Annotated in this window: 16 protein-coding genes and 1 pseudogene; 7 read left to right on the top strand and 10 right to left on the bottom strand. The window is 62.8% G+C overall.

The features are described 5' to 3' along the window. Positions 1-5: 5 nt before the first annotated feature. From ACKUG4_RS18195 to ACKUG4_RS18185, 3 genes and pseudogenes are all read right to left on the bottom strand, one after another. Positions 6-1,664 carry a phosphoethanolamine transferase gene (locus ACKUG4_RS18195; protein WP_445434542.1) on the bottom strand — a complete coding sequence of 553 codons (1,659 nt, stop codon included), beginning with the start codon at positions 1,662-1,664 and terminating at the stop codon, positions 6-8. Between the two features lie 163 nt (positions 1,665-1,827). After that, a pseudogene (locus ACKUG4_RS18190) lies at positions 1,828-2,565 on the bottom strand (TorF family putative porin). A gap of 99 nt (positions 2,566-2,664) precedes the next feature. Then, positions 2,665-4,422, bottom strand: coding sequence for an amidohydrolase (locus ACKUG4_RS18185; protein WP_445434541.1), 1,758 nt, complete (start codon positions 4,420-4,422; stop codon positions 2,665-2,667). Positions 4,423-4,525: 103 nt separating this feature from the next. Between ACKUG4_RS18185 and ACKUG4_RS18180 the strand changes: the two genes are divergently transcribed. Genes ACKUG4_RS18180 through ACKUG4_RS18160 form a run of 5 tightly spaced genes read left to right on the top strand, consistent with a single transcriptional unit; the run spans position 4,526 to position 11,213 of the window. After that, positions 4,526-5,443 (top strand): LysR family transcriptional regulator, encoded by a 918-nt coding sequence (locus ACKUG4_RS18180; RefSeq protein WP_085745456.1) that lies wholly within the window; start codon positions 4,526-4,528, stop codon positions 5,441-5,443. A 38-nt stretch (positions 5,444-5,481) separates the two neighbouring features. Next, a complete protein-coding gene (lexA, locus tag ACKUG4_RS18175) occupies positions 5,482-6,099 on the top strand; it encodes a transcriptional repressor LexA (RefSeq protein ID WP_445434540.1) in 618 nt (205 codons plus the stop codon). After that, positions 6,099-6,716 carry a translesion DNA synthesis-associated protein ImuA gene (gene imuA / locus ACKUG4_RS18170; protein ID WP_445434539.1) on the top strand — a complete coding sequence of 206 codons (618 nt, stop codon included), beginning with the start codon at positions 6,099-6,101 and terminating at the stop codon, positions 6,714-6,716. Before lexA ends, imuA begins: the two co-directional genes overlap by 1 nt. A 7-nt stretch (positions 6,717-6,723) precedes the next feature. After that, a complete protein-coding gene (locus tag ACKUG4_RS18165) occupies positions 6,724-8,139 on the top strand; it encodes a Y-family DNA polymerase (RefSeq protein ID WP_445434538.1) in 1,416 nt (471 codons plus the stop codon). Continuing rightward, positions 8,115-11,213, top strand: coding sequence for an error-prone DNA polymerase (locus ACKUG4_RS18160; RefSeq protein ID WP_445434537.1), 3,099 nt, complete (start codon positions 8,115-8,117; stop codon positions 11,211-11,213). The genes ACKUG4_RS18165 and ACKUG4_RS18160 overlap by 25 nt, the downstream gene beginning before the upstream one ends. On the opposite strand, the gene ACKUG4_RS18155 is transcribed toward ACKUG4_RS18160, so the two are convergent. From ACKUG4_RS18155 to ACKUG4_RS18125, 7 genes are all read right to left on the bottom strand, one after another. After that, complete coding sequence (locus tag ACKUG4_RS18155) at positions 11,214-11,873, bottom strand: flavin reductase family protein (protein WP_064381260.1); 660 nt, start codon at positions 11,871-11,873, stop codon at positions 11,214-11,216. It lies immediately after the preceding gene. Positions 11,874-11,884: 11 nt separating this feature from the next. Next, positions 11,885-13,372: an amidohydrolase family protein gene (locus tag ACKUG4_RS18150; protein ID WP_445434536.1), complete on the bottom strand. Its 1,488-nt coding sequence runs from the start codon at positions 13,370-13,372 to the stop codon at positions 11,885-11,887. After that, positions 13,369-14,565, bottom strand: coding sequence for an amidohydrolase family protein (locus tag ACKUG4_RS18145; RefSeq protein WP_445434535.1), 1,197 nt, complete (start codon positions 14,563-14,565; stop codon positions 13,369-13,371). Before ACKUG4_RS18145 ends, ACKUG4_RS18150 begins: the two co-directional genes overlap by 4 nt. Before the next feature lie 219 nt (positions 14,566-14,784). After that, on the bottom strand, positions 14,785-15,837 hold the full coding sequence (locus ACKUG4_RS18140; RefSeq protein WP_064597104.1) for an extracellular solute-binding protein: 1,053 nt from the start codon (positions 15,835-15,837) through the stop codon (positions 14,785-14,787). Positions 15,838-15,852: 15 nt separating this feature from the next. Beyond that, the gene (locus ACKUG4_RS18135) at positions 15,853-16,641 is read right to left on the bottom strand and encodes an ABC transporter permease (protein ID WP_064597101.1); all 789 of its coding nucleotides are present in this window, start codon (positions 16,639-16,641) and stop codon (positions 15,853-15,855) included. Beyond that, on the bottom strand, positions 16,638-17,555 hold the full coding sequence (locus tag ACKUG4_RS18130) for an ABC transporter permease (RefSeq protein WP_064597098.1): 918 nt from the start codon (positions 17,553-17,555) through the stop codon (positions 16,638-16,640). Before ACKUG4_RS18130 ends, ACKUG4_RS18135 begins: the two co-directional genes overlap by 4 nt. Position 17,556: 1 nt before the next feature. Then, positions 17,557-18,642 carry an ABC transporter ATP-binding protein gene (locus ACKUG4_RS18125; RefSeq protein ID WP_445434534.1) on the bottom strand — a complete coding sequence of 362 codons (1,086 nt, stop codon included), beginning with the start codon at positions 18,640-18,642 and terminating at the stop codon, positions 17,557-17,559. Between the two features lie 140 nt (positions 18,643-18,782). Between ACKUG4_RS18125 and ACKUG4_RS18120 the strand changes: the two genes are divergently transcribed. Together ACKUG4_RS18120 and ACKUG4_RS18115 are read left to right on the top strand one after the other, a co-directional pair. Then, positions 18,783-19,472: a GntR family transcriptional regulator gene (locus ACKUG4_RS18120; protein WP_039768861.1), complete on the top strand. Its 690-nt coding sequence runs from the start codon at positions 18,783-18,785 to the stop codon at positions 19,470-19,472. 132 nt (positions 19,473-19,604) lie between these two features. Then, positions 19,605-21,716 carry a hybrid sensor histidine kinase/response regulator gene (locus ACKUG4_RS18115; protein WP_236187726.1) on the top strand — a complete coding sequence of 704 codons (2,112 nt, stop codon included), beginning with the start codon at positions 19,605-19,607 and terminating at the stop codon, positions 21,714-21,716. Positions 21,717-21,721: the final 5 nt, after the last annotated feature.

The following is a 21,721-nucleotide window of genomic DNA, read 5'->3' as shown; positions in this document are numbered from 1 at the left end:
GGGGATCACTGTCCCGCCGTCATCGCCGGCCGACAGCCATGGAAAATATCCAGCCCCGGCTGATACAGCGACGTCCTGACCTCGAACAACCCCAGCACCGAGTGGAACAGGTTGTCATGGCTCAGATCCGGCTGGCTGCTTTTGCCTTGCAGGCAGCCACGGTCGATGCCCAGTTGCGCCAGGGTGTTGTTGCCGAACCACATCACCATCGGCACATGGGTCTGCGCTTCCGGCGCCAGCGCATAGGGCGCGGCGTGCAGGTACAGGCCGTTCTCGCCCAGCGATTCGCCATGGTCGGAGACGTACAGCATCGACGTATCGAGGTGGTCCTGATTGCGCTTGAGCAGCTCGATCACCTTGGCCAGGAAATGGTCGGTGTAGAGGATCGTGTTGTCGTAGACGTTGACCAGTTCGTCACGGCTGCAACTGCCCAACTGATTGGTGTGGCAGATCGGTTTGAAGCGCTCCATGTCCTTCGGATAGCGCTCGTAGTATTCCGGGCCGTGACTGCCGTCGGCGTGAAGGACGATGATCGCGTTGCCCTTGAGGCTGTCGATGTAGCCTTGCAGGTCGGCCAGCAGCGCTTCGTCGAGGCAGTTGTTGCCGTCGCAGAACGGCCCCGGCTGGTTCTTCGCGATGTCGCGGTTCGGCACCCGCAGGCAGGTGCCTTTGCAGTCGCTGTTGTTGTCCAGCCACAGCACTTGCACGCCGGCCCGTTGCAGGATGTCCAGCAGGCCTTCGTAGGTTTTGCCTTTCTTGTCGCTGTAGTCCTCGCGCGGGAACATCGAGAACATGCACGGCACCGACACCGCCGTCGAGGTGCCGCAGGAATGCACGTTGGTGAAGTTGATGATGTCGAGTTTGCTCAGCTCGGGATTGGTCTCGCGCTCATAACCGTTGAGCGAGAAATGGTCGGCCCGGGCAGTTTCACCGACCACGAACACCATCAGCGATTTCTTCTCGCGACCGGCCGCCTTGGCGCTCATGACTGCGTCTTCGCCGATGGCCTGCACCACGAAATGCTTTTTGATCCCCAGCCGTTGCTTGGTGTATTTGCTGATCGCGTAGATGTAGTTGGTCGGGTTGATGAAGTGGGTGAGCTTGTCTTCCTCGCGAAAGATCGGCGCGTAGGTCGAATAGAACGCGCCCACCGAAGCGCCGATCACCAGCACACAGGCCACGATCACCAGCACCTTGTTCAGCAAGCCCCGAAAGAACGACCGATAAACCACCGGCCAGCGCCAGATCAGCACGGCCGGAAACACACCGAGCACCAGCACGTAAGCCAGAAGTTTGCCGCTGAACAGCGCCGTGGCTTCCCCGGGGTTGGTTTCGAACACGTTCTGGATCATCACCGTGTCGATGGTGATGCCGTATTCGTTCATGAAATACGCCGCGCAAGACGAAAGCACAGCCACCAGCGTCAATGCCGGTTTCAGCGTCCAGCGAAACGACACCAGGGTCAGCAGCAGGGTGATCGCCGCCCACAGAAACAGCCCGAAGGACGCGAAAAACGCCAGTTTCTGTGCGCCTTGTAGGGTAATCAACGTTCCCAGGGCATTCCAGGTCGCCAGGTTGTACAGCGCCACCAGTGCCAGGGAAAACAGCAGCACCAGGCGGGTCGGAGTGATGGACGGTAAACGCAGTCCCTTGCCCAAAGCCATTTCGAAACCTTCCTCTACGTCAGTCGAAAACCCATACGGTTACGCGCGTAACTGTAGAAGAGCATTGGTAAAAATTCCGTAAACATCCGGTAACAAAATCACGGTAAGTGCAAAAAAAATGTGGGCGCCAGCAGGCCGGCTCCCACGGGAGATTTGCGGCGGGTCAGAAGGACTTGCTGACGCTGGCGACGACCGTGGCCGTGCACACGTCCTTGAAGCCCCAGTTGCTGAGGCACTGGCTCTGCGACAGGTCGGTGTCGATGTAGCTCAGGCCCAGCACTACGCCGGCCAGGTTGTGGGTCAGTTTGACTTCCCACTCCCGGTAGGACTCTTCGCTGTGACCGGACGCCGAATACATATGCGGATCCTTGAAGTCCATGTTGCCGTAGCGCAGTTTCAGCCCGGAATCGAACGGCAATTCGGTTTCATAGCCGATGTAGCTGTAGAGCGAGCTCTGTTTGCTGTCGATGCCCGGCGCGTCACTGGAGTAATAGGCCGCGAGTTTTACGCCGTAGGCGCTGAGAATCGAGTACACCTCGCTTTGGTTGAACTGGCTCTCTTTGGGATACGCGTATTTGATTTAGCCCAGATCCAGGCTCACAGCCTCGGTGGCCTGCCACAGCCAGCCGGCGTAGTAATCGACTTCCTGACGGGTTTTCAGGCCGCCACCGAAATCGACGTTCGAGCTCCATGCGCCGAGGTACAGGCCGCTGCTGTGGGCCAGGGTCAGACCGGCCTGAAGGGCTGGGTCGTTCTGGGTCTGGGAGATGCCGCGGGTGCGGTAATCGCTGGCCAGGGTCAGATCGACCAGCACCGCGAAATCATCGTTCAGGGCAATTGCGTGGCTGCTAAAAGGCAGCAGGCTCAAGGAAGTAAGGGCGAGCAAGGGCAAGGCTTTCATGTGAAGTCCCGTTGTTGTGGTTGTTATGGGCAGGAAGCGGGCAAGGCTGCGCCGGACCCCGGCGACGGGCGCGGGGTCGGGCAGCGGATACGGCGATTGTTATTGGAGGGTAGGGGCGTAGACCTGACGGCCGGCGAACCAGGTTTGCAGCACCTGGGTGTCATGCAGGGCCTTGTCGTCGACGCTGAACACGTCGCGATCGAGCACGATGAAGTCGGCCTGTTTGCCAGGGCTCAGCGAGCCGATCTGTTGTTCCAGGCCGATGGTCCGCGCGGCATTGGCGGTGTAGGCGTAGAACATGGTTTCACGGTCCAGGCGTTCGTCGGCGTTGAGCACGCCCAGCGGCCCGGTGCGGGTGATGGCCTGGGCCATGGCGTTCCACGGGTTCGGCGAGGACACCGGCCAGTCGCTGGCGCCGGCAATCGTCGCGCCCTGTTTGAGCAGCGAATGCGCCGGGTATTGATAGCGAAAGGCAAGAGCGCTGACGTAAGGCTTGATCATGTCGGTGGTGTAGTCGTCGGCGCTGGCCCACAGCAGTTGCATCGAGGCAATCACGTTCAGCGGCTTGAAGCGGGCGAACTCCTTCGGGTTGACCATTTGCAGGTGGGTGATCGAGTGCGTTACGCCGCTTTGCCGGTCCTTGCGCGCCTGGGCGATGCCGTTCAGCGATTCGCGCACCGCGCGGTCGCCGATGGCGTGGATGTGCACCAGCCAGCCGCGCTGGTCGATGGCACTGACCAGTTCGCCGAAATGCTGCGGATCGATCAGCAATTCGCCCTGTTTGTGCGAGTTGCTGTAGGGATCGATCATCGCCGCGCTCTGGGCCGGGTATTCGATCACGCCGTCGGCAAAGATCTTGATCCCCGGCAGCGTCAGGTTGGGAATGCCCTGAAACTGCCGGCGCACCTTGTCGAGGGTGTCGAGATCGGCCGGGACGCTTTTCGGATTGGCCACCAGCAGTGCGACGACGTGGGCAGTCATGCCGCCGCTTTCCGACAAGGCTTTATAGGCCGGCAGCACGCCGACGGTTTTCTCGGTGGGCTTGAGGGCGAACACCGGCTCGCCCGGCGCGGCGTTGGCGGCGGGGTCCATCCACGCGGTGATGCCGAGGCTATTGTTGAAACGCACCGCCGATTGCGCGGCCTTGAGCATGTCGGCCGGGCTCGGCACCGGCATTTTCGAGGCGACCCGATCCCAACCGGCGTCGACCACAAAGCCGTTCGGTTCACCGTTGGCCAGTTTGCCGATGGTGTCTTTTTCCGCGTCCGGCAGGGTTTTCAGCAGCGCGGCGTCGATGCCCGCACGCTTGAGCATCACGTTGTTGGCCCACGCCGTGTGGTGATCGCTGCCGGTGAACACCACCGGCACGTCGGTCCATTCGCCGTTATTGAAGATTTTGCCCAGCGCTTCAGCCTTGGCCCAATACGCCGAACTCATGCCGGCCACGCTCAACACATCGCCATGCCGGGCCTTGCCGTCGTCACGCCAGCCGCGCAGGCGTTTTTCCAGTTCGTCGAGTTCGACCACCTCGTCTTCCATGTTGGCCGAGACCATTTCCAGTCCGCCGAAAATTGCGTGGGAGTGGCTGTCGATCAGGCCGGGCATCAGCGCCTGACCTTTCAGGTCGATCACCTGGGTGCCGGGCTCGATCAAGGCCTTGATCTGCGCGTCGCTGCCGACTTTCAGCACCTTGCCGCTCTCCACGGCCAGCGCCTGAACCTTCGGTTGAGCGCGGTCGGCGGTGAAAATCTTGCCATTGAACAGCACCAGATCGGTGGCGGCCATGGCTTCCATCGAGGCAAAACTCATAGCGGCGATCAGCAGATTTTTTGTGAAATGCGGGATGAATCTTTTCATTGAACATTTCCTTGTTATTGCGTCTGATGGCCAGATTAGTGGCTGCCAACGCCCGACAGAACGCCTCCCTCACGAAAAACGTTTTTGCCTGAATGGAAAAAGCATGGACAAGCTGGGTGCACTGAAAATGTTCGTGGTCACCGCGCAGCTCGGCAGTTTCAGCCGTGCTGCCGAGCAATTGGGCAAGACCCCGTCGGCCCTGACCAAAGCGGTCAATCATCTGGAATCCGAACTCGGCGCGCGGCTGTTCGAGCGCAGCACGCGGCGGATTCTGTTGACCGAAATCGGCCGGCTGTATCTGGAAACCGCACGGCAGGTGTTGCAGCGGCTGGACGAGGCCAGCGAGGAAATCGAGCAGTTGCAGCACGGCCTGCGCGGTAGCCTGAAAATCACCGCACCGCTGGCCTACGGGCGGGCGTTTCTCGATCAGGTGTGTGACGGCTTTTTGCAGCAATACCCGCAGATCAGCCTGCAAGTGGATTTGTGCGACGAATTCGTCAATCTGCTGGAAAGCGGTTACGACCTGGCGTTGCGCGAAGGGCACGATGATTTGCCGGGGCTGATTGCGCGGGTGGTCGGCAGCAATCGGCTGGCGCTGTGCGGCAGCCCTGAATACCTGGCGCGCAAAGGGTTGCCGGTCACGCCGCAAACCCTCGATCAGCATGAATGGCTGCTGTACCGGCATCCGTTGCTCAGCCGCGAATTCTGGTGGGCCGAGCGCGACGGCCAGCGCCTGAGCCTGGCGCAACCGGCGGCGCCGCTGTTGCGCAGTGACAATTACGATTTGCTGCTGGCCAGCGCCCTGGCCGGGCGCGGCTTGCTGCACACGCCATTGTGGAGCGCTGCGCCGTACATCGCCGACGGGCGACTGGTGCGGGTCATGGCCGATTACGAGATCGACCCGGACAGCTTTGGCCCGCACATTCTGGCGGTGTACCCGAGCCATCGACGGGCGACGGCCAAGGTTGTGGCGTTTATCGACTACATCGCAGGCTTTCTCGCCGAACGCGGTTTGAGCTGACTGGCGGTGCTTGTCAGGAAATTCCCACAAGAGTACAAATGTACTCCATGACGACCCTGACTCCCCGCCGTACCGCCATCCTGACCTTCATCCGCGAACGCATCGCCGAACACGGTCAGCCCCCAAGCCTCGCTGAAATCAGCGAGGCTTTTGGTTTTGCCTCCCGCAGCGTGGCACGCAAGCATGTGCTGGCGCTCACCGAAGCCGGGTTCATCGAGGTCAATCCGCATCAGGCCCGGGGCATTCGCCTGCTCGGGCAGCCGGCGCGGCCGGAACTGCTCGAAGTGCCGGTGCTCGGCCGGGTGGCCGCCGGTGCGCCTATCGGCGCCGATGCCGACCTGCACAATCGGCTGATGCTCGACCCGGCGCTGTTCTCCCGCACGCCCGACTACATGCTACGGGTGCAGGGCGATTCGATGATCGAGGACGGGATTCTCGACGGCGATCTGGTTGGCGTGCGGCGCAACCCCGAGGCGCTCAACGGCCAGATCGTGGTGGCGCGGCTCGACGGTGAAGTCACCATCAAACGCTTCGAGCGGGTCGGCGATGAGGTTCGCCTGTTGCCGCGCAACCCGGCGTACCAGCCGATTGTGGTGCGGGGCGATCAGGATCTGGCCATCGAAGGGGTGTTCTGCGGTCTGGTGAGGCAAGGCTGATGGGGGCCGTCGTTGCGCTGGATACGCTGTTCAATGGCGGCCAGGTCTGGAAGGGCCGGCCTGCGCCACCGGCCGCCAGCCCGCAACCCACCGGGCACGCGGTGCTGGATGCGGCCTTGCCCAGTGGCGGCTGGCCGGAAGCGGCGCTGAGCGAAATCCTGCTGGCCGGGCCCGGTGTCGGTGAGCTGCAACTGGTGTGGCCGACGTTGGCGCGGCTGTCGGCGGCGGGCGAGCGCATCGTGCTGGTGGCGCCGCCGTTTGTGCCGTACCCGCAGGCCTGGGCCAATGCCGGGGTCGATCTGCGGCAGTTGTCGGTGATCCAGGCCAGCGAGCGCGATGCGTTGTGGGCGGCAGAACAATGCCTGCGCTCGGGCAGTTGCGGCGCGGTGCTGTGCTGGCCGCACAAGGCCGATGACCGTGCCTTGCGCCGTTTGCAGGTAGCGGCGGAAACCGGCCAGACCCTGGCGTTCGCGTGGCGCCCATTGAGCGAGGCGGTCAACCCGTCGCCGGCCGCATTGCGCATTGCCATCGATGCACGACCCGCGCAATTGCGCGTGCTCAAGTGCCGGGGTGGTCTGGCGCGCAGCGCACCGATTGCCTTCGCCGTGGGGCATTGAGGTCGCCATGCGCTGGGTTTGCATTCTGTTCCCGCAATTGGCTCTCGACGCCGTACTGCGTCAGCGCCCCGATCCCGAGCAACCCTTGGCGCTGCTGAGCGGCCCGGCCCAGCGCCGGGTGCTGCAAGCGGTCAACCCGGCGGCGCGGGCACTGGGCTTGCGTCCCGGGCAATCGATGACCGCCGCGCAGGCCATGAGCAAAGGGTTTGCCACCGTCGATTACGACGCAGCCGAGGTCGAGCACTGGCAGCAGTTTCTCGCCGCCTGGGCCTATCGTTTCAGCGCCCAGGTCAGCGTGCATTATCCGCGCACCGTGGTGTTCGAGATCGAATCGAGCCTCGGCCTGTTCGGTTCCTGGGCGCAGTTCGAGGCACGCTTGCGCACGGAACTGACGGAGCTGGGTTTTCGTCATCGCATCGTCGCCGCGCCCAATCCGGTGGCGGCGCGGGTGTTGGCCAACGCCTACGACGGATTGGTGGTGCCCGACGGTGAAACCCTGCGTCATCATCTCGGGCAATTGCCGGTCGACCGCATCGGGCTTGAACCGAGCGTGGCCACGGCGCTGTCGCGCATGGGCCTGCGCAACCTCCATCAGGTGCAGAACCTGCCGCGTCAGGCCCTGGCCCGGCGTTTCGAGGCACCGATGCTCAAGCACCTGGACACGCTGTTCGGCGCACGGCCGCTGGCGCTGGCGTTCTACCTGCCGCCGGATCGCTTCGATGTGCGCATCGAACTCAATTTCGACGTGCAGTCCCATCAGGCGCTGCTGTTTCCATTGCGCCGCCTGACGTCCGATCTGGCGGCGTTTTTGTGCGGGCGCGACAGCGGCGTGCAGCGCTTCGACCTGCATCTGGAACACGCCGGGTTGCCGGACACGCTGATCAAGGTCGGCCTGCTCAGCGCCGAGCGCGATCCGGCGATGCTCTTTGAACTGGCCCGTGGCCGATTGGAGCAGGTGCAGGTCGAAGCCCCGGTGCGCGGTTTTCGTCTGCGCGCCGAGGATCTGCCGAGTTTCGTGCCGCAGTTTCAGGAGCTGTTCGACGACCGTCCGCAGCAGACCTTGCCCTGGGAGCAGTTGCGCGAACGCCTGCGCGCGCGACTGGGGGATGAGGCGGTGCAGGGCCTGCGCTTTCAGGCCGATCATCGCCCGGAGTGCGCGTGGCAGAACGCCGATGACAAACAGCGTTGCCCTGCATTGCCGGGCGTGCAGCGTCCGGGCTGGTTGTTGGGCGAACCGCAATCCGTGCCCGAAGGTTCGGCGCGGATTCTCATGGGCCCGGAACGCATCGAGTCCGGCTGGTGGGACGGTGACGACGTGCGCCGCGACTATTACCTGATCCAGAACCGCGCCGGCCAGCAAGGCTGGGCGTACCGAGCAGTGGGTGAGGGCGGCCCGTTGTGGCTGCAGGGCTGGTTCGCGTGAGTCAGGGTTATGCCGAACTGCACTGCCTGTCGAACTTCAGTTTCCAGCGTGGTGCGTCCAGTGCACTGGAGCTGTTTCAGCGGGCGAAAAAACACGGCTATCAGGCACTGGCGATCACTGATGAATGCACCCTGGCCGGGATCGTTCGTGCCTGGCAGGCGGCCAAATCCGTGGAGCTGCCGCTGATCATCGGCAGCGAAATCCGCATCGAGAACGGCCCGAAACTGGTGTTGCTGGTCGAGAACATCGAGGGTTATCAGGCGTTGTGCGGTTTGATCACCCAGGCTCGACGGCGAACCCGGAAAGGCCAGTATCAAATACTGCGCGAGGACTTCAGCGAACCGCTGCCGGGGCTATTGGTGCTGTGGGTGCCGGATTCGGTCGATGAGGTGGAAGAGGGCCGCTGGCTGAAGCAGACCTTCGGCGAGCGGCTGTGGCTGGCGGTGCAGTTGCACCGCGGGCAGGACGATCAGCGGCGACTGGCTGCACTGCTGAGTCTGGCGGATGAACTGCAGATTCGGGCAGTGGCCAGTGGCGATGTGCACATGCACGCCCGTGGCCGGAGGGCCTTGCAGGACACCATGACCGCGATCCGACACCACGTCCCGGTAGCGGAAGCCGGATTGCGCCTGCACCCCAACGGCGAGCGGCATTTGCGCAGCCTCGATGTGTTGCGGGAACTGTATCCGCAGCTATTGCTGGACGAGTCGGTGAGCCTGGCCCGACGCTGCACGTTCGATTTGAGCCAATTGCGTTATCAATATCCGAAAGAGCTGGTGCCCGATGGACACTCGGGCCGTTCCTGGCTGCGACAGTTGACTAAACAGGGCATCGCCTGGCGCTGGGAAAACGGCGCGCCCTTCAAGGTGCTGAGGCAGATCAACAAGGAACTGAAGCTGATCGCCGAACTCGGCTACGAAAGCTACTTCCTCACCGTGCACGACGTGGTGCGCTTCGCCCGGGAGCAGAAAATCCTCTGTCAGGGCCGGGGCTCGGCGGCCAACTCGGCGGTGTGTTTTGCCTTGGGCATCACCGAGATCGATCCGGACCGCACCACGCTGCTGTTCGAGCGTTTCATGTCGAGGGAGCGCAACGAGCCGCCGGACATCGACGTGGATTTCGAGCACGAACGCCGCGAAGAAGTCCTGCAATACGTGTTTCGTCGTTATGGTCGCCGTCGTGCGGCGCTGACCGCGGTGGTCAGCACCTACCACGCTTCCGGCGCGATCCGCGATGTGGCCAAGGCGCTGGGTTTGCCGCCGGACCAGATCAATGCGCTGGCCGACTGCTGCGGCCACTGGAGCGATGACACGCCGCCCGTGGAGCGCCTGCGCGAAGGTGGTTTTGACCCCGAAAGTCCGCTGCTGCACCGGGTGCTGAGCCTGACCGGGCAACTGATCGGCTTCCCCCGGCACCTGTCGCAACACCCCGGTGGTTTCGTGATTTCCGAGCAACCGCTGGACACTTTGGTGCCGGTGGAAAACGCCGCCATGGCCGACCGCACGATTATCCAGTGGGACAAGGACGACCTCGATGCGGTCGGGCTGCTCAAGGTGGATATCCTCGCCCTCGGCATGCTCAGCGCGATCCGCCGCTGTTTCGACCTGCTGCGCCGTCATCGTAACCAGAAGCTGAGCCTGGCGACGATTCCGGCCGAGGATCGCGCCACGTACGACATGATCAGCCGCGCCGACACCATCGGCGTATTCCAGATCGAATCCCGGGCGCAGATGTCGATGCTGCCGCGCCTGCGCCCGCAAACCTTCTACGACCTGGTGATCGAAGTGGCCATCGTCCGGCCGGGGCCGATCCAGGGCGGGATGGTCCATCCGTACCTGCGCCGCCGGAACCAGGAAGAAGAGGAAACCTATCCGTCCCCGGAACTGGAAGTGGTGCTCAAGCGCACCCTTGGCGTGCCGCTGTTTCAGGAACAGGTGATGCAGATCGCCATTGTCGCCGCCGACTACAGCCCCGGTGAGGCCGACCAGTTGCGCCGCTCCATGGCCGCGTGGAAGCGCCACGGCGGGCTGGAGCCGCACAAGGAGCGATTGGCCGCCGGCATGAAGAAAAACGGCTACAGCCCGGAATTCGCCGCGCAGATCTTCGAGCAGATCAAGGGCTTCGGCAGTTACGGATTCCCTGAATCCCACGCCGCCAGTTTTGCCTTGCTGACTTATGCCAGTTGCTGGCTCAAGTGCCACGAACCGGCGGCGTTCGCCTGTGCGCTGATCAACAGTTGGCCGATGGGGTTCTACAGCCCGGATCAGATTCTTCAGGACGCGCGCCGGCATCATTTGCAGATCCGCCCGGTGGACGTGCGCGCCAGTGACTGGGATTGCAGCCTGGAGCCGATCACCGGCGAGCAACCTGCCATCCGCATGGGCCTGCGGATGATCAAGGGCTTTCGCGAGGAAGATGCGCGCAGCATTGAAAGCGCGCGGGCGAGGGGGGCGTTTGCCGATGTCGCCGATCTGGGCGAACGGGCCGGGCTCGACAGTCGCGCTCAGGCGCTGTTGGCCGATGCCGGGGCATTGCGCGGTCTGGCCGGTCATCGTCATCGGGCACGCTGGGAAGTGGCCGGGGTGCAGAAACAGCTCGGATTGTTTGCCGGGTTGCCGAGTCAGGAAGAGCCGGATGTGCTGCTGCCGACGCCGAGTGTCAGCGAGGATTTGTTCACCGATTACGCCACGCTGGGCACTACGCTGGGGCCGCACCCGCTGACGTTGTTGCGTAACGAGTTGCGGGCGCGGCGCTGCCGCAGTTCCCGGGAGTTGCTGGAAGTCGAGCATGGTCGGCCGGTCAGCGTGGCGGGGCTGGTGACCGGTCGCCAGCGACCGGGCACCGCCAGTGGCGTGACCTTCGTGACCCTGGAAGACGAATTCGGCAACGTCAACGTGGTGGTCTGGCGCGATCTGGCCGAGCGTCAGCGTCAGGTGCTGGTGGGCTCACAACTGCTCAAGGTCGATGGCCGCTGGGAGCGGGAAGGCGAGGTGCGGCACCTGATTGCCGGACGCCTGAGCGATCTGACTCCGCTGCTCAACGGCATCCGCGTACAGAGCCGCGACTTCCACTGATCAGCGCTGTGGCCAGAACCGCTCGCCACCCCCCGGCGCTTCCGTCCACGCTTGCAACGAGCGGGTCGGCAGGTCGAAGTAATCCCGGGTCCGCGCATAACCATGGCCGCCCATGCGCCCGATCGCATCCAGCCCCAATTGATCGATGTACAGGGTTTTCGGGTCGATCAACTCGTCGCGCACATGCGCCATCAACACCTCGCCAAAAATGATCTCCCGGGACTGACCGATGTTCAGCGCCATCATCCGTCGGCATTCCAGCGCCACCGGTGCTTCGCCGATTCGCGGGCATTTGACCGAGGTGCCGGGGATTGCTGTCAGGCCCGCAGCGGTCAACTCATCGAAGCCCGGCGCAAACGGCACGGCGCAGACGTTCATGGCTTCCACCAGTGCATCGCTGACGATGTTGACCGTGAACTCCTGATTCATCTGGATATTGCGCGTGGTGTCCTTCGGGCTCTGGTCGCCATAGTTCTCGACGCCAAGCGCGAGAATGGGCGGATCTGCCGACAGCGCATTGAAAAAACTGAACGGCGCGGCATTGACCCGGCCTTCGCCGTCGATGGTGGTGACCAGTGCAATCGGGCGCGGCACCACGCTGCCGATCAGAATCTTGTACTTTTCCCGTGGGCTCAGTTGGCTGAAATCGAAGCTGTGCATGGCAGTGTTCTCTAAAGAAGTGGATCGATGGCGCTCAACGGCGCTTCGGCGCTGTAGTCGTCGGCGAACGGAATGGCCGGCTGGAACAGGGTTTTCCAATCCGGTCGGGCAAAGGCCCGGTCGCTGTGGCTGCGCATCAGTTTTTCGTATTGGCGCTGGGCCTGGCGTTGCAGAGAGGGGTAGTCGACGCCGATGACCTGACCGTCCTGCATCACGCAGCGACCGTCGATGTAACTGGCGAGGCAGTCGTCGCCGCGTCCGGCCAGCAGCAGGTTTTTCAGTGGATCGAACAGCGGGCCCAGATGCAGACCGCGCAGGTTGAACACGGTGATATCCGCTTTGGCGCCGGGGGCCAGACGACCGAGGTCGTCACGGCCCAGCGCCTTGGCGCCGCCGAGAGTGGCGGCGTTGTACAGGTCGAGGCTGCTGGTCAGCGATGGACCACCTTCCATGAGCCGGGCGATGTTCAAACCGTGGCGCATGTTCTCCAGCAGGTCTGCCGGCCAGGTGTCAGTGCCGAGGGCGAAGTTGATGCCTTTGGCACGATAGCGGCCGAACGAATTCAGCGCCTCGCCGTCACGGGCGAACACCAGCGGGCAGTGCACCAGACTGGCGCCGCCATCAATGATCCGCTGCAAGTCGTCATCGCCCGAGGTGTAGAGGCCGTGGGGCAGCAGGCTGCGCGGGGTGAGCAGGTCGAGTTGCTGCAACCAGCCCAGCGGCGTGGTGCCGCGCAACTGTTCGACCATCGCCACTTCTCCCGGCGCCTGACAGCAATGCAGACGCATCGGTGCGTTCAGTTCGCGGCTCAAGGCGGATGTGCGTTGCAGCAGTTTCGGCGTGCAGGTCTGGATGCGATCCGGCAGCAGCGCGCCGCGAATCAACCCGGCGTGGGCGCCATCGAAATCCTTGAAAAACCGTTCGGCCGCGTCCAGTCCAGCCAGGCCCCGAGCCTCATCCCAGTGATGGGCGAGGCTGCCGTCGGCGCGCCAGTAACTCATGCCGCTCATGTAGCAGGGGCCGAGATAGGTACGCAGGCCCAACTCGCCCGCCACGTCAGCGACAGCGGCGAACTCGTCGTAGGTCTCCGCCCATTCGCGGTAGTACATCGAGGTGATCGGCATGGCCGTGGTAATGCCGTTGCGGATCAACTGAGTGAAGGCGTAGCGGTATTTGAAGACCTCTTCCTCGGGGCTGAACGACTCACGCGGGCCGGCCGCCAGATACTCCGCCGACCACATCCGGCCCATGGCACGCTCGTCACCGTTGTCCAGGGTCAGCACCGTGGAGTCGAGATCGCCGAGGGCATCTAGGTCGATAAAACCGGGACCGATCAGTGCGTTGCCGTAGTCGATCCACTGATCCACCGGCCCTTGATAACCGCGCCCGACAAATTCGATGCGCGAGCCGGCAAACACCACTTCGCCGTCGCGCCACAGCACATGTTGCGTGCCGTCGAAACCGACCACGCAACCGGCCTTCAGGCCGATGCGTTTCACAGACGGCTGCCCAGCAAACGACCGCCGCTGGCGATCAGTTCGCCGCCGCGATAGACCTGACGCACCGGCCGCGCGACTACCGCTTCACCGAGGGTTTCGACCGGCATCAGCAGAAAGTCCGCCGGCCGGTCGATGGCGAAGCCGTAATCCTCGATCCCCAATGCGCGCGCACCGTTGACCGTCGCCGCGTCGAACGCCGCCGCCAGTTCATCGTCCTTGCCCAGATCAAAACGAAACGCCAGCAGCATTGCCCGTTCCAGCATGTCGCCATTGCCCATCGGCGACCACGCATCACGAATGCCGTCGGAGCCCAGGCACACGTTGACGCCGGTCTCGCGCAGCGCCAGAAACGGCGGAACGGCGCAGTCGGCCGGCGCCGAACTCATCAGCGAAATGCCCAGTGCAGCAAGGCGTTCGGCGACCGGTTTGACCTGACTCCACGGCAGCATGCCCAGGCAATAGGCGTGGCTGATCATCACCCGGTTGTGCAGGTTGAAACGCTCGGTGTAATCGGCGATCCGGGCGATCTGCCACAGGCCCAGTTCACCTTTGTCATGCAGGTGAATGTCGACGCCACGCTGGAATTCACTGGCCAGTTTGAACACGAAATCCAGTTGCGCGATCGGCTCGTTGTCGATGCCACACGGGTCGAGCCCGCCGACGTTCTCCACGCCCAGGGCCATGGCTTCGCGCATCAGTTCGGCGGTGCCGGGGCGGCTGATCAGGCCGGTTTGCGGGAAGACCACCAGCTGCAGGTCGATCAGGTCGTTGTAGGTTTCGCGCAGTTGTTGCATGGCCTCGACGTGGCGCAGGCCGAATTCCGGGTCGATGTCGACGTGGCAGCGCATCGTCAGCGAACCCCGGGCGATGCAGTTCTCCAGCAGGGCGCCGGCGCGTTCGGCGATCGGCGCTTTGACTTCGCGCAGCACGCGGCGCTCGTTGCTGATGTAGTCCTTGAGCGTCGGACCGGCGCTGTTCGGGCGCCAGGGCTGGCCGTACAGGGTCTTGTCGAGGTGGACGTGACTTTCCACCAGCGGGGCGGTCAGGAGCTGGTTCTGGCCGTCGATGTCGGTGGCGGCCAGCGGAGCATTGGAGGCCGGGCGGCGTTGCGTGAATTTGCCGTTTTCGATCAGCAGGTCTTCGGCGGGGGCGCCGTAGGGGCGGATGTTTCTGAGCCAGCGGGGGGCAGTCATTGGAACCTCATTTGTTCTTTGGATTTTTTCCCCTCACCCTAGCCCTCTCCCGGAGGGAGAGGGGACCGACCGAGTCGTCTCAGGTACTACGCCGACCTGAGAGACCGAGTCGATTATGGATTCAGAGCAAAACGTTCAGGTCGGTGTATTTCTTGAATATTCCCCAATCGGTTCCCTCTCCCTTTGGGAGAGGGCTAGGGTGAGGGCTGCGGTTTCGGATCAACCCTTAAGCTTCGACCAGATCCGATCCTGCAACTCCCGCGCCTTGTTGCTGCATTCCTTCTCCGGGCGCAGGCGCGAGGCGTACTCCTCGGGCATGTTGATCGCGTCCATGACCTTCCATTTCGCATCCAGCAACTGATCGCTCTGAATCCCGTTGGCATAGGCAATCGCGTTGGACACGGCCGCCGCGTTCTCGGGCTTCATCATCCAGTCGATGAAGATCTTCGCGTTGCCCGGATGCGGCGCGCTTTTGGGTACGGCGAAGTTGTCCTGGAACATTGCCAGGCCTTCTTTCGGGTACACGTATTTGATCGTGCTCTTCTGCAACGTGGCGCGGGCCGTCGAGCCGTTCCAGTTCTGCATCATGATCACTTCGCCCGAGGCCATGCGGTCGACGGTATTGTCGGAGCTGTACATCTTCAAAAACGGTTTCTGCTTTTGCAGCAGCTCGAGGATGCGCTTGGCGTCCTGCGGGTTTTCCGTGCATTCGTCGACGTTCAGGTAATGACTGGCGGCGTTGATCACGCTGCTGGAGGTGTCGAGGGCGGCAAGCTGGCCTTGCAGTTCCTTGCGCGGCTCGAAGAATTCTTTCCACGAATCATCGAGCTTGCCGCCCGGCACCCGTGCGCTGTCATAGGAAAACCCGGTGGTGCCCCACAGGTAAGGCGCCGAAAACTTGCGGCCCGGGTCGAAGCTCGGGTCGCGGAACGGGCCTTTGACGTACTGGAAGTTGCTCAGGGTCGGGGCGTCGATTTCCAGCAGCAGGTCCTGCTTGATCAGCGTCTGCATGATCGACTGCGACGGCACGATCACGTCATACGCGGCGCCGCCGGCCTGCAACTTGGCGAGCAGGGTTTCGTTGCTGTCGTAGCCGTCCATGGTGACCTTGATCCCGGTCTCCTTTTCGAACTTGGCCAGCAGATCCACCGGGTAGTAATCGGTCCAGTTGTAGAAGAACAATTGCTTGGGCTCGGCGGCGTGGGCGCCGAACGCGGTGAAACAACTCAGGGCCAGACCGGATACTGCCAGACGCATGTTTTTCACTTTCATGAGCGCGCTCCAGGTTTATTGTTGTTTGCCGCGTTGGCCAAGCCAGAAGGCCAGCACCACCAGCACGATGGAAATCACCAGCATCAGGGTTGAAATCGCGTTGATTTCAGGTGTTACGCCAGCCTTGATCGCCGAGAAGATGTACACCGGCAACGTGGTCGAACCGGGCCCGGCGACGAAGAAGGTCATGATGAAATCGTCGAGGCTGACCACGAACGCCAGCACCGATCCGGACAGCACCGCCGGCCACAGCAGCGGCAAGGTCACGCGGCGAAACACCTGCCACGGATTGGCATACAGGTCGTTGGCGGCTTCCAGCAGGCTCTTGTCCAGATCGTTGAGCCGCGCGCGGATCGGCAGGTAGGCGAACGGAATGCAGAAGCCGATGTGCGCGACGATCACCGTCATCAGCCCGAGCTTGATGCCCAGCGCCATGAACAGCAGCAGGGTGGCCACGGCGGTGACGATCTCCGGCAGGATCAGCGGCAGGTTGATCCCGCCCTCGACCATTTTCTGCCCGTAGAACGGCCGGTAGGTCGCCAGCGCCGCCAGCAGTGCAATCGCCGTGGCGCAGACGGTGGCGATGGTCGCGACGATGATCGAATTCAGCGCTGCGGTCTGGATCGACGGGTTGGCCAGGATCCGCCCGTACCAGGCGAACGAGAACTCGGTCCACACCGTCGCCGAACGGTTGGCGTTGAAGCTGTAGGCGATCAACACCAGGATCGGCACGTACAGATAGGCGAGGATCAGCAGGCTGATTTCGCGGGTTGCGGGGAGTTTTTTCAGGTGCAGAGAGATCATGCTTTCGCTCCCCGGTTCAGGGTTTTCGCCGCGCTGCGGCTATACAGGGCGTAGAGCACCAGTGACAACAGCAGAATCCCCAGCAGCAGGAACGACAGCGAACTGCCCAGCGGCCAGTTGCGTGCGGTGCCGAATTGTTGCTGGATCAGGTTGCCGATCATCAGGGTCTTGCCGCCGCCGAGGATCGCCGGGGTGATGAAGGCGCCGAGGCTCGGTACGAACACCAGCAACGCGCCGGCAATCACGCCGGGCATCGACAGCGGCAGGATGATCCGCCGCAGCGCATGCCAGCGGTTGGCGCCCAGGTCATAGGCGGCTTCCACCAGACGCCAGTCGAGTTTTTCCAGGGTCGAGTAGATCGGCAGGATCATGAACGGCAAGAAGCTGTAGACCAGACCGACGCTGACCGCGAAGTCGTTGTAGAGCAGGGTGATGCCGCCGGCACTCGGGAACAGCGCGTTGAGGCTTTGGGCGACCCAGCCCTGTTCGCGCAGGATGATCAGCCACGCGTAGTTGCGGATCAGCAGGTTGGTCCAGAACGGAATGGTGATGAGCAACACCATCACATTGCGCCGACGTGGGGTCAGGCTCGACATCCAAAGCGCCACCGGAAACCCGAACAGGAAGCACAGCACGGTGGTGCCGCCGGCCTGGAACACCGAACGCAATAGCGCTTGGGCGTAGACCCAGTTCAGCTCCAGTTCGCCGTCAAAACCTTCCTGGAAAAACAGCTGCACGTAACTTTGCAGTTGCCATTGGGCCTGCCAGTCGACGCCGCCGTAGGTGTTGCGCGGCAGCAGGCTGATGTAGCCCATGATGCCCAGCGGAATGGCGATCAGGGCGAGCAGGGTCAACACCACCGGGCTGAGCAACAGCGCGCGGTTGAGGGAGGGGGAAGTGCTGCTGACGCTCATCTCAGGCCTCCATCAACAGGCAGGCCTGGGGCGGCAAATGCACCGCCACGTGCTCGCCGACTGCACGACCACGGTTCAGGCCTTCGTTGTTTTCCCGCAGCATGACTTTGATGTCGTTGTTCAAACGGCACTGGTAAAGGGTCGCGGTGCCGACATACAGCACCGCTTCGATCACCCCGCGCAGATGATGCGGTTGATCCGCTGCGACCAGTTGCGAACGTTCGGGACGAAACGCCAGTTGCACGCTGCTGCCGCTGACGCCTTGGGGCGGGCAGGGGATTTCCACCGGCATGCCGCTGGGCACGAAGAGGTTTTCGTTGTGGTCGCCGCGCTTGAGTTCGCCGGGGAGGAAATTGATGTCGCCGATGAACTGGGCGACGAAACGGTGCTGCGGGCGTTCATAGATGTCGGTCGGGGTGCCGATCTGCAGGATCTTGCCGGCGGACATCACCGCGATCCGGTCGGACAGGGTCAAGGCCTCTTCCTGATCGTGGGTGACGAAGATGAAGGTGATTCCGGCTTCCTGCTGCACGCGCTTGAGTTCGACCTGCATTTCCTTGCGCAGCTTCAGGTCCAGCGCCGACAGCGGCTCGTCGAGCAACAGCACTTTCGGTTTCGGCGCCAGGGCCCGGGCCAGCGCCACGCGTTGCTGCTGGCCGCCGGATAATTCCGCCGGTTTGCGCCCGGCCAGGTGCTCCATCTGCACCAGCGCGAGCATCTCGTCGACCCGTCCGGGAATCGTCTTGCGATCAAGACCCTGCATCTCGAGGCCGAAGGCGATATTCTGCGCGACACTCATGTGCGGAAACAGCGCGTAACTCTGGAACACCGTGTTGACCCGACGCTTGAACGGCGGCAGGTGATTGACCGTTTCGCCCGCCAGACGGATCTCGCCGTCGCTGACGTGTTCGAAACCGGCGATGGTGCGCAACAGGGTGGTCTTGCCGCAGCCCGAGGGGCCGAGGAGGGTGAAAAACTCGTTGTCGGCGATGTTCACCGACACGTTGTTGAGGGCAGGCGCGAGGCCAGGGTCATCAGAATACCGCTTGGATACGTTACGCACTTCAATGGCTATTGGTTGACCCATAATGGTGCAATCCTCTAATTATTGTATGCAATATCTGAATGCAATTTACAAATACCCGGATTAATCTGCTGGCGCAACCCCCCATTTCCCTGACTGAGTCGTTCGTCGGGCAGCGTCGCCAGCGTTGAAGGAGCTTCCAAATGACCGAGAAAAAAACGGAAACCACGGTCGACCGCGTCTACCAAGGGGTTTACGAGGCGATCAGCAAGCGTTCGCTGCGTCCGGGGATGAAGCTGGGCGAGGCGTCGCTGGCGGAATTGTTCAATGTCAGCCGCACGTCGGTTCGCGCGGCGCTCAAGCAATTGGAGGCCGACGGACTGGTCACCACCGAGCCCAATAAAGGTGCGTCGGTGTCGCTGCCCAGCGATGAGGAAATCCGTTCGCTGTTCGAAACCCGGCGCCTGATCGAGATCGGCATCGTCACCGAACTGTGCCGGCGCAAGGACTCTGCGGCGATGCAGGATTTGCGCGACCACCTGCTGCTGGAAGACGAAGCCCACGAAGCCGGCGACCACGAGCGGCTGATACACCTGCTTGGCGAGTTCCACATCAAACTCGCCCGTAGCCTGAACAACCCGGTACTGCTCGACTGGTTCCAGAAGCTGATTTCCCGCGCCTCGCTGTACGCCGCCGCGCTGGATGACGACAGCCACGAAGCCTGCCGTGATGACGAGCACCTGCGCCTGATCGAGTACATCGAGGCCGGCAATCAGAGCGCCGCGATCGAGCTGACCTGCATGCACCTGGACGGCATCCAGAAGGCGATCCTCGACGTCGCTGCGAAAATGAAGACCGGCTACCATCCGCTCAAACACCTGATCGGAGTGTGAGCGTCGAGTGCAGGTGAAATCGGCTATACCTCTAATGAAACCATCGCTGCCCGACACGCTCGAAACAGACGGGCGTGGCGTTTGAACGCGCGGCGATAGAACCGGACCCACTACAAGGCGTTGAAGCAGCTGATGCAGTTTTTATCCGATAGCCATGGGTGTGACGGCTGGCAAGGCGAGATGGCCGGGCGCATTCGTGCGTTTGACTGGAGCAGGACTGATCTGGGCCCCCTCGAAACCTGGCCGGCCAGCCTGTGCAGCACGGTCCAGCTGATGCTGGCCTCGCCGCTGCCGATGGTCATGCTCTGGGGGCATGCCGGTTACATGATCTACAACGACGCCTATTCGCGATTCGCCGGCGGCCGGCATCCGTACCTGCTCGGATCGCCGGTGGAACTGGGCTGGCCGGAGGTGGCCGATTTCAACCGGCATGTGGTCGACACCTGTCTGGCCGGCGGCACCCTGGAATACCGCAACAAGGTCTTGGTGTTGCTGCGCGACGGCGTGCCCGAGGATGTCTGGCTCGATTTGTATTACAGCCCGGTAGCCAACGATGCCGGCGTGCCTTCGGGCGTGATGGCGATGGTGGTGGAAACCACTGAACTGGTGTTGTCCGAGCGTCTGCGCCAGGCCGCTGAAGATGCCTATCGCGCCGATAACGAGCGGGTGCGACTGGCACTCAATGCCGGGGCATTGCTCGGCTCTTTTGTCTGGGACGTCAGAAACAACGTGCTGTCGGCCGACGAGCGATTCGCCCGGACATTTTCCTACCCGCCTGATCAAGACCTGAGCAACCTGCCGCAGCATATCGCCGAAGCGCACATTCACCCGGACGATCGCAATTGGGTACAGGAGTGCGTGGAGAATTCGGTGCGTACCGGCGAGCCCTACAACGCCGAGTACCGGGTGGTGCGTGCCGATGGCAGTTGTCTGTGGGTGCTTGCCAGCGGCGCCTGCGAATTCGACGAGCAGGGCCGGCCGTTCCGTTTCCCCGGTGTGTTGATCGATATTCACGAGCGCAAGACCGCCGAGGAATCGCTGCTCAAGTTCACCCGCAACCTCGAACAGCGGGTGGCGGATGAAGTCGAGGCGCGCCTCGCCGCCGAAGAGCAATTGCGTCAGTCGCAGAAGCTCGAAGCCATCGGTGGCCTCACCGGGGGCGTGGCCCATGACTTCAACAACCTGCTGCAAGTGATCGCCGGCAATCTGCACCTGCTGGCTCGCCATGAACCGGACAATGCCAACGTCCAGCGTCGGGTCAGCGCCTCGCTGGCGGCGGTGGAGCGCGGCGCCAAGCTGTCTTCGCAACTGCTCGCGTTTGCCCGGCGTCAGCCGCTGTCGCCGGCGGTGTGCAACCCCCGCCAGATCTTCGAAGGCGTGGGCGAGTTGCTGCAACGGGCGCTGGGCGAAACCATTCAGATCGACGTGCAACTGCCTGTTGAGCCGTGGCACATCAACGTCGACCGCAATCAACTGGAAAACGCCATTCTCAATCTGGCAATCAACGCCCGGGACGCCATGAAGGGCGAGGGCACGATTGTGCTTGGCGCCTCCAACCTCTCACTGGATCGGGCGTTCTGTTCGGGCAAGGGCATCGTGCCGGGGGATTTCGTGCGGGTCTCGGTCAGTGACAGCGGCGTGGGCATTGCCCCGCACATGCTCGAGCAGGTGTTCGAACCATTCTTCACCACCAAGGCCGACGGCCAGGGCACCGGCCTCGGCTTGAGCATGGTGTTCGGCTTCGTCAAGCAGAGCGGTGGGCATGTGGAGATCGACAGTCGGATCGGCGAAGGCACGCGGGTGCAGTTGTACTTTCCACGCAGCCTGCGCCCCGTGCTCGATGACTCGCCGAGCGTCAATCATCAGCAGGCGGGTGGTCACGAGACGATCCTGGTGGTCGAGGACAACGAAGCGGTGCGCACCTCGGCGGTCGAACTGTTGCGCGAAGAAGGCTACCGCGTGCTGATCGCCGGCAACGGCGACGCGGCCATGCAGATGTTGATGGAAGGCGCTCGGGTCGACCTGATCTTCACCGACGTGGTCATGCCCGGTCTTATCAAGAGCTCCGATCTGGCGGCGTGGGCCAAGGTGCAAATGCCTCCGGTGGCCGTGCTGTTCACCTCGGGGCACACCCGCGACATCATCTCGCGCAACCACCAACTCAGCCCCGACACCCATTTGCTCGGCAAGCCCTATGGCCCCGAAGCACTGCTGCAGATGATCCGTTCCGTGCTCAGCACCTGAGCTCT

Origin of the sequence: Candidatus Pseudomonas auctus (genome assembly GCF_048654275.1) — a bacterium.
GTDB classification, from domain to species: Bacteria; Pseudomonadota; Gammaproteobacteria; order Pseudomonadales; family Pseudomonadaceae; genus Aquipseudomonas; species Aquipseudomonas pharyngis.
The sequence above is the reverse complement of the archived record's forward strand: the minus strand, read 5'-3'. Positions and strand labels throughout refer to the sequence as shown.

Coding starts and splice junctions, on each gene's coding strand:
- ACKUG4_RS18165 (WP_445434538.1), top strand. CDS start 6,724: ATGCGCTGGGTTTGCATTCTGTTCCCGCAATTGGCTCTCGACGCCGTA.
- ACKUG4_RS18125 (WP_445434534.1), bottom strand. CDS start 18,642: ATGGGTCAACCAATAGCCATTGAAGTGCGTAACGTATCCAAGCGGTAT.
- ACKUG4_RS18115 (WP_236187726.1), top strand. CDS start 19,605: ATGCAGTTTTTATCCGATAGCCATGGGTGTGACGGCTGGCAAGGCGAG.
- ACKUG4_RS18155 (WP_064381260.1), bottom strand. CDS start 11,873: ATGCACAGCTTCGATTTCAGCCAACTGAGCCCACGGGAAAAGTACAAG.
- ACKUG4_RS18120 (WP_039768861.1), top strand. CDS start 18,783: ATGACCGAGAAAAAAACGGAAACCACGGTCGACCGCGTCTACCAAGGG.
- imuA (WP_445434539.1), top strand. CDS start 6,099: ATGGGGGCCGTCGTTGCGCTGGATACGCTGTTCAATGGCGGCCAGGTC.
- lexA (WP_445434540.1), top strand. CDS start 5,482: ATGTACTCCATGACGACCCTGACTCCCCGCCGTACCGCCATCCTGACC.
- ACKUG4_RS18140 (WP_064597104.1), bottom strand. CDS start 15,837: ATGAAAGTGAAAAACATGCGTCTGGCAGTATCCGGTCTGGCCCTGAGT.
- ACKUG4_RS18130 (WP_064597098.1), bottom strand. CDS start 17,555: ATGAGCGTCAGCAGCACTTCCCCCTCCCTCAACCGCGCGCTGTTGCTC.
- ACKUG4_RS18180 (WP_085745456.1), top strand. CDS start 4,526: ATGGACAAGCTGGGTGCACTGAAAATGTTCGTGGTCACCGCGCAGCTC.
- ACKUG4_RS18185 (WP_445434541.1), bottom strand. CDS start 4,422: ATGAAAAGATTCATCCCGCATTTCACAAAAAATCTGCTGATCGCCGCT.
- ACKUG4_RS18195 (WP_445434542.1), bottom strand. CDS start 1,664: ATGGCTTTGGGCAAGGGACTGCGTTTACCGTCCATCACTCCGACCCGC.
- ACKUG4_RS18135 (WP_064597101.1), bottom strand. CDS start 16,641: ATGATCTCTCTGCACCTGAAAAAACTCCCCGCAACCCGCGAAATCAGC.
- ACKUG4_RS18145 (WP_445434535.1), bottom strand. CDS start 14,565: ATGACTGCCCCCCGCTGGCTCAGAAACATCCGCCCCTACGGCGCCCCC.